Genomic DNA, 15,004 nt, shown 5'->3' on the forward strand with positions numbered 1-15,004 from the left:
AGAAGAAAATAGGAATAAGGGAAAGGATCAGGAAATGGGGCAATAACATGTCAATCTATTTAATTGATCAACATGAGGTGTGTATATGCTAAGGATGAGTAATTTACCAGAAGAAATCAAATCTAACCTAATGGCCTATTATAGTAAAAAAGAGAAGCCGGATGTATTCCCTTCAAAATTCGAAGTGAATGGTGAATATTATTATTTTTTCACCTTTGCTCCAGCTGCCGAGCAGGTAGTTATGAAAGAAAATGGTGAAGTTCCGTGGCATGATGAAATATCCAACGTAGCGTTAATTGCAACAAGTTATAATCACTCCATTGAAGTAACAGCCCATATAGGTTTCAAATGGGCAAATCCAGAAAGAATGAAAATCTTTACATCATTAAGAGATTTGCTAGAAGAAGTAGAACAACATTTCAAAGAAATGCCTATTGAAGTTAGGGAATCATTACACGTATATAAAAGGCTAGCAAAAGAATTAATTGAAAAACAAAGAATCATTGAAAACTCGGTAGAAGATGCCAAAAAATTGTGGGATCGTACAAATGAAAGTGAATTAGTGAGAGAAAATGATCTAAAAGTTATGAGAGCTTATGTTGTAGAGACGGTACAAGCGGGATATAGACAAAATGAAGCTCAACTAGAAACGGATAGTGATAGAAATACAGTTGAAGAATTTGTGAAAAAAAAACAAATCCTTATTTGACTTTAAATCAATGAAAAATATAACAATAATGTAGAATAATGAGTTCTATTTAAAGGTATGCCAGTTTCATTCCCTTGGGTAAAGCGATTTGAACGAAGGTAATAGCTGACAATATCCAACTTATCAATTGATATTTACCAATCCCAAACCATCTACCTCCAAGAATCAACCCCCAAAATCCACATTTACTCCTTTCTCCTTTTGTAAAGCAAAGGAAAATCTTTTATTGTTATTCATATAGTGGTAAAAGTGTGAAAAAAGGGGTAATTGGATAGAGAAACTTTTTACCTTTTGTATCGTAAGTATGATTGAACTGATTTTTGTAATGATATGTTTGATAATTAGGGTTCGTAAGGAGGTTAACATGTTAAAACGAGTTTCGTTGTTTCCTATATTACTTGTGATGGCAGGTATGTTGCTGATCGGCTGTAATGATAAGGGAGCCGTGAGTAGCGAAGAAGTGAAAAAGCAGGTTGATCCGTATGAACAGTTAGTGGAAGAAAAGAATAAGGAGTTAGAGCTAGAGCCTTTGACATTAACGACGTATAGTGATGAAATTGGTGCAACGTTTGATTCGCCGGAGTACCGGGAGTTTGCGGCGAATGGTACGGTGACGATTGAGGGGAGCATTGAGGATTATCGAGGATTGAAGTCTGGTTATGCTTGGATTAGTGTGACGGCAGAGGAAGACGGGGTTGCCGGAAGAGAGCATGAATATTATGCGCCTATAAAAGAGGGTCAAATCAAGCAGGATATTCAGTTTTTTAATGGCGAAGGTACGTATCATATAAAGGTACAATTACCCGATGATGAGCGGGAGAATTATTATTATGATACAGCACGGTTTACTGTTCATAATGTGAATCCGGATGTGAAGAGAGATGTGACGTATACACCATATGGTCAAGAAGCAGGACTTTCGTTAGGGTTGGATACAAGCTTCTTTGAAGCAGAAGAAGTTTTCCCATTAAAAGGTGTGGCAGAAGGATTGGATGAGGAAGATACAGTAATGCTTCGTGTGTCGAAGGGAACGGATAATTGGAATCATGTACTCGCCGTTAATCAAGAGCACCAATTCGCTTATGAGGTGCCTCTCTTTTATGGAGAAGGCTTGCATAAAGTGGAAGTCATGGTACCGGATGGTGACCGAGAGAATTATTATCAAACGGCTACGACTCTCATGGTGAATAATACATCTCAGCAAACGATGGAGCCAATCGAGTACTCTAGCCTTTATAATGAACGAGGGGTAACTTTAGAAACGCCTGCATACAGTGGAGATGAATCGAGTGGGGATTATACCATCAGTGGAATGATTCAACCTGAAGCTGAATTAGCGAGTGAGACAACACACCTTTATGTATCGAGTAAAAAGGGTGAGGATACGGCATTAGATGTGATTCCAGTTCAGGATTTTCGCTTTGACGACTCCTTTTATTTGAGGTTTGGACCAGGTACTTATGATATTACGGTTAGTGTACCTGAGATTACGAAAGAAAATAGTGATACCTTTCGCTTTTATAGCGTAGCTAAATTTCAGGTGGAAAATACCGGTGAAGATCGCCGGGATTTGTTACCGTCTCGTGGAGTTCAGTCCGACCATCCGAAGATTAATAGTTTAGCAGAAGAACTGCTTCAAGGGGTGGAAGGCGACCGTGAGAAAGCAAAGGCGATCTATGACTATGTGGCCGAACATATCGCTTATGATGTGGAGAAGTATAATACAGATGACTTTCATTGGGATGACAGTGCTATAAAGGCATTGGAAACGAAAAAAGGTGTTTGTCAAGACTATGCCTACTTAGCCATTGCTTTGCTGAGGGCAAGTGACATGGAAGCAAGGTTTGTTGAAGGTAATGCTGGTTCTGGTTTTACAAGGGGGGCACTCGGTGGCCGCCATGCGTGGGTAGAAGTGAAGGTGGATGGTGAATGGCTAACAATGGATCCTACTTGGGGTTCTGGTTATGTAGAAAATGATACCTTTGTTGCAGCTTATAACGAAGATTATTTTGACCCGGAACAAGCCTCTTTTGAGGAGACCCATTATCGTACAGGAATATCTTATTAATAAAGAAACGACATTCCCGAGCGAATGTCGTTTTTTTATGGCTCATTTATGTTGAAAATGGATGGATTCCTTGTTAAGAAAAGGATATTTTTTTACTTTTTTTGCGTTAAGATCATGTTTAAATAGATTGATTGCGTTAATCTGGTGATTATTGTAAGTATTATAGTAATAGGTACCTGATTGGGCACACATGGCATTTGTGTAGATGGTGTACCATGAGAGGTTATCACTTAATTCCGCTCCTTTTGCTACCTCACAGTATTCTAAAGTTTTGAATGTGTTCCGGACACCGCCAACCTCGTTAGTAACTGGCTCAATATGATTTCGCATGAATGCGGCTCTCACGAAACGGGAGGGGGAGGAGAAGTCGCCAGGTATGCCGAATGTACCGCTTAATAAATCCCCGCCTTCTAATGGATATCTACCCCAAGTGGCTTCTTCAGGATCATCTGCACTTACTGTTGAATAGATACCAAGGTGAGTTAATTGCCATTCAAAATCAGGACTGTTCGTCATCACACCAATTTTATTTGCATGAACCTTTAATCCCTTTTTAGTTTTTTCGACAACGATAGAACGACCAGATCGGTCACTAAAAATCCAATGCATGGGTGGGATGCTGTCAAGAACCTCGATTTTTGCACCAACTATATTCACCTGGGCGATATGTTCGGCGAGTTCTTCTATTGATTGAAATTGTGATAAAGCCCAAAAGAGTACATCATAGCAAGCAAGGTTGATCACGTTGTTTTTTGGGGTGCTATAGTAAGCATATCCTTCAAAATAGAGAACCGCACCCATCAGACCTTGTTCATTCATGCCGTCAATCATGGCGAATTGATTTTGACCCATTAATCCCATACCTATTATTGCATATGGGTTCGTAATGGTTTTTTGATCCTCACGATTTACCCATTGATAATTTCGAGGGAACACATAGATGTTATAATCCGCCGGAAGATCCACAAAGTCCATATTCCTACCAAGGAAACTCAAACGATTCTTCGTACGTAACGCTACGCTTGTGCACATTAATAAACAACTCCTTTCCTTTAATATCCTTATAACGATATATGATATGTAGGAAGGGGATTGTATTAGTCGTAACTTGTGAAGGGATGAACATTTATATAACCATTTATAAGCCAACTTAACCGAGTCTGAATGATTTATCTTAAGTGTTAAATCATATAAAATAAGAATTATAAATGTTAGTTCATTTTTATTCTTTTTTTCCTAAATCATAGGAAGAAAGAAGATGAATTTGTGCGAAGAATGGTAGATTTCACAGGAATTTAGCAAGATTTAGCGAATAGAAGTATAAGTAAGGAGAAGAATGCCCTTTATTAAAAAATCAGGAGGATGGTCAATGAATCATAAAATGAATCCGGTAGTCGAGCAAGTGCTCATTAATATAGATAAAGTAATGATCGGTAAAAGAGAAGTGGCAGAATTGAGCTTGGTTGCCTTATTATCTGGTGGTCATGTGTTACTTGAAGATGTGCCTGGTGTTGGTAAGACGATGATGGTTCGAGCGCTGGCAAAATCGCTAGGTGCGAACTTTAGGAGAATTCAATTTACCCCTGATTTATTACCATCGGATGTGACAGGCGTTTCAATTTATAATCCGAAAGAAATGGCATTTGAATTCCGCCCGGGTCCAATAATGGGTCAGATTATATTAGCAGATGAAATCAACCGGACATCCCCTAAAACACAGTCCGCCTTATTAGAAGGGATGGAGGAGAAGAGTGTAACAATTGATGGAGTGACTCATCAATTAGGTAGCCCTTTTTTTGTGATGGCGACACAAAATCCGATTGAATATGAAGGAACTTACCCGCTCCCAGAAGCGCAGCTTGACCGTTTTCTGTTAAAAATGCGTATGGGTTATCCTGAAGGAACAGAAGAGATTGAATTATTAAGTCGTGTTCAAAGTGCACTCCCGATAGAAGAAATACAGCCAGTAATGGAGTTAGAACAGCTGAGAGACATGCAGGCGAAAGTAAAAGAGGTGTATGTCGATCATTCCATTAAAAGCTATATTGTTCATATGGCTGAGCAAACAAGAAACCATAAACATGTGTATTTAGGCGTTAGCCCTAGGGGGTCTATTGCTTTAATGAAAGCATCACAAAGCTATGCGTTTATGCATGGAAGAGATTATGTCCGTCCTGATGATGTGCAATATTTAGCAAGTGCGGTCTTTAGTCATCGCTTAATTCTCAAGTCAGAAGCAAAATTTGAAGGGGTCAAAGCAGAACAAGTGATTGAGAAGATTATCGATGTTACACCGGTACCAGTGCAAAAGGCTGTGAAATAGGATGAGGCGATGGTTATTCGCAGTAAAGGGTGTATGGAAGTTAGTGTTATTGTTCCTTTTACTACTCATTACTTTTTCATATGCGATGTTTCAAGGAGGATTTGTCAGCTGGTTCTTATTTTATAGCTTTTTACCGTTTGGTTTATATGCATTTGCACTGGCAATGTATCCGTTGCATCGTATCCATGTAAAGAGAGGACTTTCCAGTCAAGAGGTGAGTGCAGGAGATACACTATCGATACGTCTTTCTATTCATATGGATACGATTTTTCCGTTATTTTTTCTTGTTATCGAAGACCATATAACATCTTCGCTACAGATGAAGAAATATCTGTTATTTCCTGGATTTCGTAAAAACATCGTTGTTTCGCAATCATTTAAGGAAATCCCTCGCGGAGAGCACGTTTTCCGATATGTTCGGCTGAAAATAGGTGACCCTCTTGGATTAATCGAACGTGAAGTAAACATGTCACTTGAAGACCGCATGATTGTGTATCCAACTTATGAAGAAATAGTTTATCAACCATTTAGTCACCAATTTGATCAAGGAATGACGGCTTCAGATGAAAGGGTGCAGAGAGATACGTCTATGGCTACAGGCGTCCGTGAATATCAACCAGGTGATCGTTTTTCTTGGATTAACTGGAAAACATCCGCCAAGCGTAATGAAATGATGGTTAAAGAATTTGAACAACGCAAATCGCATGATGTATATCTTCTCATCGATCGTTTTCCTGATGTACATTTTGAAGCAATCGTTTCTTTTACCGCTTCTCTTGTACATGCAATACTCCGAAAAGGGGCACAGGTAGGGTTCCTTTCAGCGGGGAGAAATCGAGTGGAGTTCCCAATTCTTGGTGGTGAAGGGCAGCTACAACGAATCTTTTATCATCTAGCTACAGTGAAGGCGGATAGTAAACGTCCTTTAGAACAAGTGTTAGACGTAGAAAGAAGTCTTGCCCAACAAAATGATCAACTACTGCTTGTTACTGCCAAACTAAACAAACGTTTGATTGAAAAGGCGAGCTTTTATTCTCAAAAAGGAAGTGTGACGATTTTTCTTGTGAAAAGAAAGGAAGAGCAAGCAGTACAAGAGGAAATTCGTTTAAAAGACACCGCTACTTCAAGAGGAATACGTATACAAATTGTGCATGAAGGTCAATTTTCTGCCGCATTCTCGGAGGTGAGGAGCGGATGATGAAGAGATTTTCTACTTTGGTTCTTTATCTATTTGGTTTTCTCCTCATTTGGGAGTGGATTAGGCCGTTAGAGCAATTAACGGATACAGGGAATGTGTGGGTGTTCTTACTTTTCCTATGTATTGCCCTTGCGATGGATTTTTTAAAATGGCATTGGGTCATCCGTTTTGTCATTAATGGAGCAATTATTTTCTTCAGTTTAATGTATATTTATTTTCTTGATCAATATGGACTGATTGGGTCGTTTCCTATGATGATTCAAGAGTTATTTGATAACTTTTTGACGATGTTACAAGCGCAATGGACCGCTATAACAGACATGTTTAGGACTTTATTATTCTTCATTCTTTTATGGTTGATGTCTTACCTTATTCAATATTGGCTCATCCAACGGAGACAAATTTTTATTTTCTTTTTCATGACATTGGTCTATATTACTGTCCTTGATACATTCACACCATATAATGCAGAAATGGCAATTATTCGAACCGTGATTTGTGGATTTTTAATGATGGGGATTCTCGCCTTCTATCGTCAACTAGAGAAGGAAGATATTGAAGCGAAAACATCGAAACTAAGCAAATGGATGATCCCTCTAAGTGGATTGGTGCTCATCAGTTCTCTCATTGCCTTTGCTGCACCAAAGGCAGATCCAATTTGGCCAGATCCTGTTCCTTATATCACCTCATTTAATGAAGATAGTAGAAATGAAGAAGCTGGAGGGGTGCGGAAAATTGGCTATGGTGAGGATGATTCTTTATTAGGTGGCTCTTTTGTTCCTGATGATACTCTCGTGTTTGTTGCGAAAACGGAAGATCCCCATTATTGGAAAGTAGAGACCAAAGATGTCTATACAGGTAAGGGGTGGGAACTTTCAGAAGAAGATCGTGGTAGCGAGTTTTTTGCATCAGGAGAAGAAGTGCCTTTGCAATCATTTTCAGAGAATGAAAATGTCGTTGTTGAGGAAAGAGTCAGTAATGTACAAATGAACAGAGCACGTCCTCAAATTGTCTATCCATTAGGGATAAAAAGTTTTCAAAGTGAAAACATCCCATTTGAATTGAATGAAGCGCTTGAGAAATTTTCAATTAGATATGCAGAGGATTCTCTCATGCCAACTTATGACGTAATCTATAATGAACCCACTTATAGTGTAAATGCATTAACGGCAGTTAATAATGATAATCACGGTTTAGATTCAGCGTTTTATGAAAGGTACACGCAATTACCAGAAGATCTCCCTGATCGTGTGCGTGAATTGGCAGAAGAGATTGTGGCAGGGCATGATAATTGGTTTAACCAAATTCGTGAGATTGAAGGCTATTTTGCTCGATCGGGTTTTGTTTATTCACAAAGAGATGTGGCTGTGCCAGGACCAGATGAAGATTATGTCGACCAATTTTTGTTTGATACGAAGTTAGGTTATTGCGATAATTTTTCAACAGCAATGATCGTGCTAGCCCGTTCTGCTGGTATTCCGACTAGATGGGTTAAAGGGTTTACTGAAGGTGAAAGAACCAACGCAAATGGATTAGCTGTTGGTACTTATGACATTACGAATAACAATGCTCACTCATGGGTGGAGGCTTATTTTCCTGGCGTTGGATGGATTCCGTTTGAGCCAACAACAGGTTTTAGTAATCCTGTAGAATATGAGTTTGATTTAGATGAGGAAACAACGCCTAATAACGCGGAGGAAACGGAAACACCGGAAAGAGAAGAGAGACCAGATGAAGCAGAAACGACTGAACAAACAGAAACAGCGTCAAGCACTTTTAGTTTGACGGAGCTATGGGATTCGGTAAAGGAAGCGGTTCAACAACACTGGAAAAAGATTATTTTTATAATCATTGTGCTTGCTTTCATCGGTTACCTAACGTATATCAAGCGGGGTAAATGGCTACCTTACTTCTATATTTGGACATACAAACATCGTAATAATGATCGGGATTTTGAGAAAGCGTACCTTGTTTTACTACATGAATTTTCACGGTTCGGGGTGAAAAGGAAACAAGGACAAACCTTACATTCTTTTGCCAAAGAGGTCGATCGTTTGCTTGGGCATCAACAGATGAGTCAGCTAACGGATAGTTACGAGGCTTATCTATATAGCGGTAAGCAAGAAAAGGGCATTTGGAAGAGAAATAAGGAATTGTGGGAAAATTTAATAAAAGCCACAATCGCTTGACCGTTAAAATAACCTGTTGTTAAAATAGTTGAATGAGAAGTCATGGATTCATATGCATGATGACTATCAATAATTTTAACGAATAACCTTCATATATCCTTGGTAATATGGTCCGAGAGTCTCTACCAGACTGCCTATAACAGTCTGACTATGAAGGCAGAATATATTTAGCCTAGCTAGATTTCTGCCTTCTGACTATATTTTCGGGGGGAAGAACTCTAGTTTTTTGTATGAAATAGTAGGTGTTGGATAACCTACAAATGATACATTCGGAGTCACTCTTCATATATGAAGTGGAATAAAAGAATGAGGGAATCATTCTATCAATGTTGACGAGGTGAACAGCGTGACGGGGAAAGTAGAATTGCATGACCAGGAAATGATCGTTGTACTAGACTTTGGTAGTCAGTACAATCAGTTGATTACACGCAGAATTAGGGAGTTTGGCGTTTATAGTGAATTACATCCGCATACCATTACTGCACAAGAAATCAAAGAAATGAATCCAAAAGGAATCATCTTCTCTGGTGGTCCAAACAGTGTTTACGGCGAAAATGCTTTTCGTTGTGATCCAGAAATTTTTGAATTAGGTCTACCAATCTTCGGTATTTGCTACGGTATGCAATTAATGACGATGCATTTCGGAGGAAAAGTAGAAGGTGCAAAGCAGCGTGAGTACGGTAAAGCTGTATTAAAATTACAAAATCAATCTAAATTATTTGCCGATCTTCCTGAAGAGCAAGTGGTTTGGATGAGTCATGGTGACTTAGTCGTTGAAGCACCAGAAGGTTTTGCAATTGATGGCACTAACCCTTCTTGTCCTGTCGCAGCGATTAGTGACGAAGCACGTGGGTTATACGGAGTTCAATTCCACCCAGAAGTACGTCATTCTGTATACGGTAATGATATGCTGAAAAACTTTGTTTTCGGTATTTGTGGCTGTAAAGGCGATTGGTCTATGGAGAACTTTATTGAAATCGAATTGGAAAAAATTCGCCAAACAGTTGGAGATAAGAAAGTCCTTTGTGCACTTAGTGGCGGAGTAGATTCTTCTGTTGTTGCTGTTCTTATTCATAAAGCGATTGGTGACCAATTAACATGTATTTTTGTTGATCACGGTTTATTGCGTAAAGATGAAGCAGAAGGCGTTATGAAAACTTTCTCTGAAGGCTTCAATATGAATGTCATTAAAGTAGATGCTAAGGAGCGTTTCTTAAGCAAACTTGAAGGTGTCAGTGATCCTGAGAAAAAACGTAAAATTATTGGTAATGAATTCATTTACGTATTTGATGATGAAGCACATAAATTAGAAGGTATTGATTATTTAGCACAAGGTACACTTTATACAGATATTATCGAAAGTGGTACTGCAACAGCGCAAACAATCAAATCTCACCACAATGTAGGTGGACTACCTGAAGATATGCAATTCCAATTAATTGAGCCGCTTAATACTTTATTTAAAGATGAAGTACGCGCACTTGGAACAGAATTAGGTATTCCAGATGATATCGTTTGGAGACAACCATTCCCAGGTCCTGGTTTAGGTATCCGTGTTCTTGGTGCAATCTCTGAAGAAAAACTTGAAATTGTCCGTGAATCAGACGCGATCCTTCGTGAAGAAATCAAAAATGCTGGTCTTGAAAGAGATGTGTGGCAATATTTCACTGTCCTACCTGACATTCGTAGCGTAGGTGTAATGGGTGATGCGCGTACGTATGATTACACAATTGGTATCCGCGCCGTTACTTCAATTGATGGAATGACATCCGATTGGGCACGTATTCCTTGGGATGTGCTTGAAGTTATCTCAACAAGAATCGTTAATGAAGTGGACCATATCAACCGCGTAGTGTATGATATTACTTCTAAGCCACCAGCAACGATTGAGTGGGAATAAAACAATACACCTTAGAATCCTAGTTTGGATTCTAAGGTTTTTTAATAAGTATTCTTTTTGGGAGGGTGTTAGGTGTTATATTTAAAACAGGCACAATTAGAAGAGTTGGATGAAATCATGTCCATTATTGACCGAGCAAGGGAAACGATTGTTAAAAGAGGTATTCCACAATGGCAGGATGGAGATGGACCCAATCGAGAAATCATTACACAGGATATTTCGAATAAGGAAGCCTACGTGTTGATGGCGGATGAACGAAAAGTCGGTACTGGCACGATCTTAACTGCGCCAGAAGAACCGTATGAGCAATTAGTGAATTGGGAGAAAGCAGAAACGCCGTATGCTTCGATTCATCGAGTAGCGATTGACCCAGAGATACAAGGAAAGGGTTATTCGACGATATTGCTTCAACATTTAATTACCGCTGCAAGGCTCAATGGATTTCGTGATATTCGCATTGACACCCATCCCGAAAATGAAGTCATGCAAAAGGTTATTCAGAAAGCTGGTTTTTCCTATATTGGGGATGTGGAGCTAGATGTTCCAAATGGTAATCGATTTGCCTACCAAATATTGCTTAAATAAAAGAAGTATTGCTTCATAAATCTAGTTGGTTTATAGTTAAACCAAATGAAATTACGTATATAAAGTGGAAAATAAACCTAATTCCGAACAATGGTAAAAAACGGACTAAAAATGTTCGTTTTTTATATTGACTAGGACTTTTTTAATTGCTAATATAATAGAGAATTAAATATTAAAAACATCTTCGTATAATGTTGGGAATATGGCCCAAAAGTTTCTACCAAGTTACCGTAAATGACTTGACTACTTGATGTGTGTGCGTAACAAAGGAATGTGCTTTAGATATTATACTAATCTTATTTTTTACATTCCATGTTACTTATACCATCCCTGTTGTCAAGACTTCGGTTACTTTCCGAAGTTTTTTTAATGCCAACTTTAGGGGGAAAATTAAAAATGAAAAAGTACTTCCAATTCGACGAACTCGGCACCAATTTTCGCCGTGAGATTATTGGCGGGATTACAACATTCTTAGCTATGGCTTATATATTAGCAGTCAATCCACTTACATTAACGTTAGCCGATGTACCTGATCTACCAGATCATATGAGAATGGATTATGGTGCAGTATTCGTTGCAACAGCTATTTCAGCCGCCATCGGTTCCTTGATTATGGGACTCATAGCCAAGTATCCTATTGGTCTTGCTCCGGGTTTAGGGTTGAATGCGTTTTTTGCTTATACAGTTATCTTAGTGAATGGCATGCCTTGGCAACACGCGTTAGCAGCCGTATTTATTTCCAGTGTATTTTTCTTAATTTTAACTTTAACAGGTTTGCGTGAAAAATTAATCAACGCAATTCCATTTGAATTGAAAATTGCTGTAGGTGCAGGTATTGGTTTATTTATTACCTTTATCGGCTTACAATCTGCAGGAATTATCGTAAATAATGATGCAACTTTAGTAGCTCTAGGAGATTTATCTGAACCAAATACATTACTTGCTGTATTTGGAATCATTGTAACAATTATTTTAATGACAAGAGGCGTAAAAGCTGGTATTTTCTTCGGAATGGTTATTACAATGATTGTCGGTATGATTTTTGGATTAATTCAAACACCTGAAAAAGTTGTGGACGCAGTACCGAGTGTAGCACCAACATTCGGATCATTATTCTCAGCATTTGGTGATCCATCATTCTATACAACTGCGATGTTAGGTGTTATTTTAACTTTCTTGTTTGTTGATTTCTTTGATAACGCAGGAACCTTAATGGCAGTAGCTAACCAAGCGGGATTTGTGAAAAATAATAAGTTACCACGTGCAGGTAAGGCGTTATTTGCTGATGCAACTGCATCTATGACAGGTTCTATTTTCGGAACTTCAACAGTTACTTCTTTTGTAGAATCGTCTGCTGGTGTTGCCGCAGGTGCAAGGACTGGTTTTGCAGCCATCATTACAGCGATTTGTTTCTTATTATCGTTATTCTTCTTCCCGTTACTAGAAGTGGTTACATCCGCAGTCACGGCGCCAGCTTTAATTGTTGTTGGTATCTTGATGGTATCGTCTCTTGGTCAAATTGACTGGAAACGATTCGAAATCGCAGTACCTTCATTCTTTACAATGGTGACAATGCCACTTTCTTATAGTATTGCAACAGGTATTGCAGTAGGATTTATCTTCTACCCAATTACAATGCTTCTTAAAGGAAAAGGAAAAGAGATTCATCCAATTATGTATTTCTTCTTCCTAGTCTTCCTTGCGTATTTGATTTTCCATTAATTGAGTGGAAGTAAAGAGCATCCTCTAGTAGGGTGCTCTTTTTGGTGTGAAAGATTACTTTCTTCTATATAAATATGTTTGTTGTGTGCATATTAAGGAAAGGTGAGTATCGTTAGTCCTTATTGCAGGATGAAAGTCGTGTTTTAATTTTGTGTTTCATTACAGGTTTAGTAAACTATTAAAAGGGAATGTATAATATATATAATTTTATTAAGAAAAATAATATTTTTTGTTGACGTATGTCGATGAGGGTGATATTATTATAAAGCAGTCGTTGATAACGCTTTCGAAGATTACTTTCGAAAAAAGAACTTTAAAAAGTTGTTGACAATAGATTGCGAGAATGTTATATTAACAAAGTCGCTTCTGAAGCGAATGAGATTGTTCTTTGAAAACTGAACGAACGTAAAACGTCAAGCGTAATTCTAAAAAAAGCTGATTTATCAGCAACAAAGCACCATAGGTGCAAATGAGCTAATCAAACACTTTATTGGAGAGTTTGATCCTGGCTCAGGACGAACGCTGGCGGCGTGCCTAATACATGCAAGTCGAGCGAATCTGAGGGAGCTTGCTCCCAAAGATTAGCGGCGGACGGGTGAGTAACACGTGGGCAACCTGCCTGTAAGACTGGGATAACTCCGGGAAACCGGGGCTAATACCGGATAATATCTATTTATACATATAATTAGATTGAAAGATGGTTCTGCTATCACTTACAGATGGGCCCGCGGCGCATTAGCTAGTTGGTGAGGTAACGGCTCACCAAGGCGACGATGCGTAGCCGACCTGAGAGGGTGATCGGCCACACTGGGACTGAGACACGGCCCAGACTCCTACGGGAGGCAGCAGTAGGGAATCTTCCGCAATGGACGAAAGTCTGACGGAGCAACGCCGCGTGAGTGATGAAGGTTTTCGGATCGTAAAACTCTGTTGTTAGGGAAGAACAAGTACCGGAGTAACTGCCGGTACCTTGACGGTACCTAACCAGAAAGCCACGGCTAACTACGTGCCAGCAGCCGCGGTAATACGTAGGTGGCAAGCGTTGTCCGGAATTATTGGGCGTAAAGCGCGCGCAGGCGGTTCCTTAAGTCTGATGTGAAAGCCCACGGCTCAACCGTGGAGGGTCATTGGAAACTGGGGAACTTGAGTGCAGAAGAGGAAAGTGGAATTCCAAGTGTAGCGGTGAAATGCGTAGAGATTTGGAGGAACACCAGTGGCGAAGGCGACTTTCTGGTCTGTAACTGACGCTGAGGCGCGAAAGCGTGGGGAGCAAACAGGATTAGATACCCTGGTAGTCCACGCCGTAAACGATGAGTGCTAAGTGTTAGAGGGTTTCCGCCCTTTAGTGCTGCAGCAAACGCATTAAGCACTCCGCCTGGGGAGTACGACCGCAAGGTTGAAACTCAAAGGAATTGACGGGGGCCCGCACAAGCGGTGGAGCATGTGGTTTAATTCGAAGCAACGCGAAGAACCTTACCAGGTCTTGACATCCTCTGACAATCCTAGAGATAGGACTTTCCCCTTCGGGGGACAGAGTGACAGGTGGTGCATGGTTGTCGTCAGCTCGTGTCGTGAGATGTTGGGTTAAGTCCCGCAACGAGCGCAACCCTTGATCTTAGTTGCCAGCATTTAGTTGGGCACTCTAAGGTGACTGCCGGTGACAAACCGGAGGAAGGTGGGGATGACGTCAAATCATCATGCCCCTTATGACCTGGGCTACACACGTGCTACAATGGATGGTACAAAGGGCTGCAAGACCGCGAGGTTTAGCCAATCCCATAAAACCATTCTCAGTTCGGATTGTAGGCTGCAACTCGCCTACATGAAGCCGGAATCGCTAGTAATCGCGGATCAGCATGCCGCGGTGAATACGTTCCCGGGCCTTGTACACACCGCCCGTCACACCACGAGAGTTTGTAACACCCGAAGTCGGTGGGGTAACCTTTTGGAGCCAGCCGCCTAAGGTGGGACAGATGATTGGGGTGAAGTCGTAACAAGGTAGCCGTATCGGAAGGTGCGGCTGGATCACCTCCTTTCTAAGGAATATACGGAATTAACTTGATGTTAGACTGTTCGTTCAGTTTTGAGAGTATAATCTCTCATTTCAATCGTTCTTTGAAAACTAGATAATGTAATGAAGAAGATTACCGAGTAATCGCCACCTTAGTTATTTTTCTCTCTATATATTATAGATTGATTTAAAATACTAAACTTTTTTTAATAAACACAACCGAGAGGGTTGTGAGAAGCAAGCAGTTCAAGGAAGCGAGCGAGGAAACACCGGAGTGTGCGTCTTGTGCACATGAGGAT

At 39.9% G+C, this 15,004-nt stretch carries 9 protein-coding genes, 1 rRNA gene and 2 riboswitches; of the genes, 9 read left to right on the plus strand and 1 reads right to left on the minus strand.

What is annotated here, in order from left to right; all coding sequences use genetic code 11:
- Positions 1-85 precede the first annotated feature (85 nt).
- Both MKX83_RS03260 and MKX83_RS03265 read left to right on the plus strand, forming a co-directional pair.
- Positions 86-709: a hypothetical protein gene (locus MKX83_RS03260; RefSeq protein WP_341054029.1), complete on the plus strand. Its 624-nt coding sequence runs from the start codon at positions 86-88 to the stop codon at positions 707-709.
- Positions 710-1,073: 364 nt separating this feature from the next.
- A complete protein-coding gene (locus MKX83_RS03265) occupies positions 1,074-2,777 on the plus strand; it encodes a transglutaminase domain-containing protein (protein ID WP_341054033.1) in 1,704 nt (567 codons plus the stop codon).
- 42 nt (positions 2,778-2,819) lie between these two features.
- Here the strand turns inward: MKX83_RS03265 and MKX83_RS03270 are convergent, their stop codons facing one another.
- Positions 2,820-3,809, minus strand: coding sequence for a choloylglycine hydrolase family protein (locus MKX83_RS03270; RefSeq protein ID WP_307319157.1), 990 nt, complete (start codon positions 3,807-3,809; stop codon positions 2,820-2,822).
- 337 nt (positions 3,810-4,146) lie between these two features.
- Here MKX83_RS03270 and MKX83_RS03275 point away from each other — a divergent pair, with 337 nt between their 5' ends.
- The 7 genes from MKX83_RS03275 (at position 4,147) to MKX83_RS03305 (ending at position 14,730) form a co-directional block, all read left to right on the plus strand.
- Positions 4,147-5,100 carry an AAA family ATPase gene (locus MKX83_RS03275; protein ID WP_224939194.1) on the plus strand — a complete coding sequence of 318 codons (954 nt, stop codon included), beginning with the start codon at positions 4,147-4,149 and terminating at the stop codon, positions 5,098-5,100.
- A 1-nt stretch (position 5,101) separates the two neighbouring features.
- Positions 5,102-6,298: a DUF58 domain-containing protein gene (locus tag MKX83_RS03280; RefSeq protein WP_328200374.1), complete on the plus strand. Its 1,197-nt coding sequence runs from the start codon at positions 5,102-5,104 to the stop codon at positions 6,296-6,298.
- A complete protein-coding gene (locus MKX83_RS03285; RefSeq protein WP_341054037.1) occupies positions 6,295-8,487 on the plus strand; it encodes a transglutaminase TgpA family protein in 2,193 nt (730 codons plus the stop codon). The genes MKX83_RS03280 and MKX83_RS03285 overlap by 4 nt, the downstream gene beginning before the upstream one ends.
- A 69-nt stretch (positions 8,488-8,556) precedes the next feature.
- Positions 8,557-8,658: riboswitch (purine riboswitch) on the plus strand.
- Positions 8,659-8,866: 208 nt separating this feature from the next.
- On the plus strand, positions 8,867-10,387 hold the full coding sequence (gene guaA / locus MKX83_RS03290; protein WP_412728639.1) for a glutamine-hydrolyzing GMP synthase: 1,521 nt from the start codon (positions 8,867-8,869) through the stop codon (positions 10,385-10,387).
- Positions 10,388-10,459: 72 nt separating this feature from the next.
- The gene (locus MKX83_RS03295; protein ID WP_307319146.1) at positions 10,460-10,972 is read left to right on the plus strand and encodes a GNAT family N-acetyltransferase; all 513 of its coding nucleotides are present in this window, start codon (positions 10,460-10,462) and stop codon (positions 10,970-10,972) included.
- Positions 10,973-11,136: 164 nt separating this feature from the next.
- Positions 11,137-11,240, plus strand: a riboswitch (purine riboswitch).
- A 128-nt stretch (positions 11,241-11,368) separates the two neighbouring features.
- On the plus strand, positions 11,369-12,694 hold the full coding sequence (locus tag MKX83_RS03300) for an NCS2 family permease (protein ID WP_307319143.1): 1,326 nt from the start codon (positions 11,369-11,371) through the stop codon (positions 12,692-12,694).
- Between the two features lie 487 nt (positions 12,695-13,181).
- A 16S ribosomal RNA gene (locus MKX83_RS03305) occupies positions 13,182-14,730 on the plus strand.
- The last annotated feature ends 274 nt before the right edge of the window (positions 14,731-15,004 follow it).

Origin of the sequence: Cytobacillus sp. FSL M8-0252, assembly GCF_038007345.1 — a bacterium.
GTDB classification, from domain to species: domain Bacteria; phylum Bacillota; class Bacilli; order Bacillales; family Cytobacillaceae; genus Cytobacillus; species Cytobacillus kochii.

Bases quoted from the DNA above. Each gene is read 5' to 3' on its own strand.
- MKX83_RS03265 (WP_341054033.1), top strand. From the start codon at position 1,074: ATGTTAAAACGAGTTTCGTTGTTTCCTATATTACTTGTGATGGCAGGT.
- MKX83_RS03275 (WP_224939194.1), top strand. From the start codon at position 4,147: ATGAATCATAAAATGAATCCGGTAGTCGAGCAAGTGCTCATTAATATA.
- MKX83_RS03300 (WP_307319143.1), top strand. From the start codon at position 11,369: ATGAAAAAGTACTTCCAATTCGACGAACTCGGCACCAATTTTCGCCGT.
- MKX83_RS03260 (WP_341054029.1), top strand. From the start codon at position 86: ATGCTAAGGATGAGTAATTTACCAGAAGAAATCAAATCTAACCTAATG.
- MKX83_RS03285 (WP_341054037.1), top strand. From the start codon at position 6,295: ATGATGAAGAGATTTTCTACTTTGGTTCTTTATCTATTTGGTTTTCTC.
- MKX83_RS03270 (WP_307319157.1), bottom strand. From the start codon at position 3,809: ATGTGCACAAGCGTAGCGTTACGTACGAAGAATCGTTTGAGTTTCCTT.
- guaA (WP_412728639.1), top strand. From the start codon at position 8,867: ATGATCGTTGTACTAGACTTTGGTAGTCAGTACAATCAGTTGATTACA.
- MKX83_RS03280 (WP_328200374.1), top strand. From the start codon at position 5,102: ATGAGGCGATGGTTATTCGCAGTAAAGGGTGTATGGAAGTTAGTGTTA.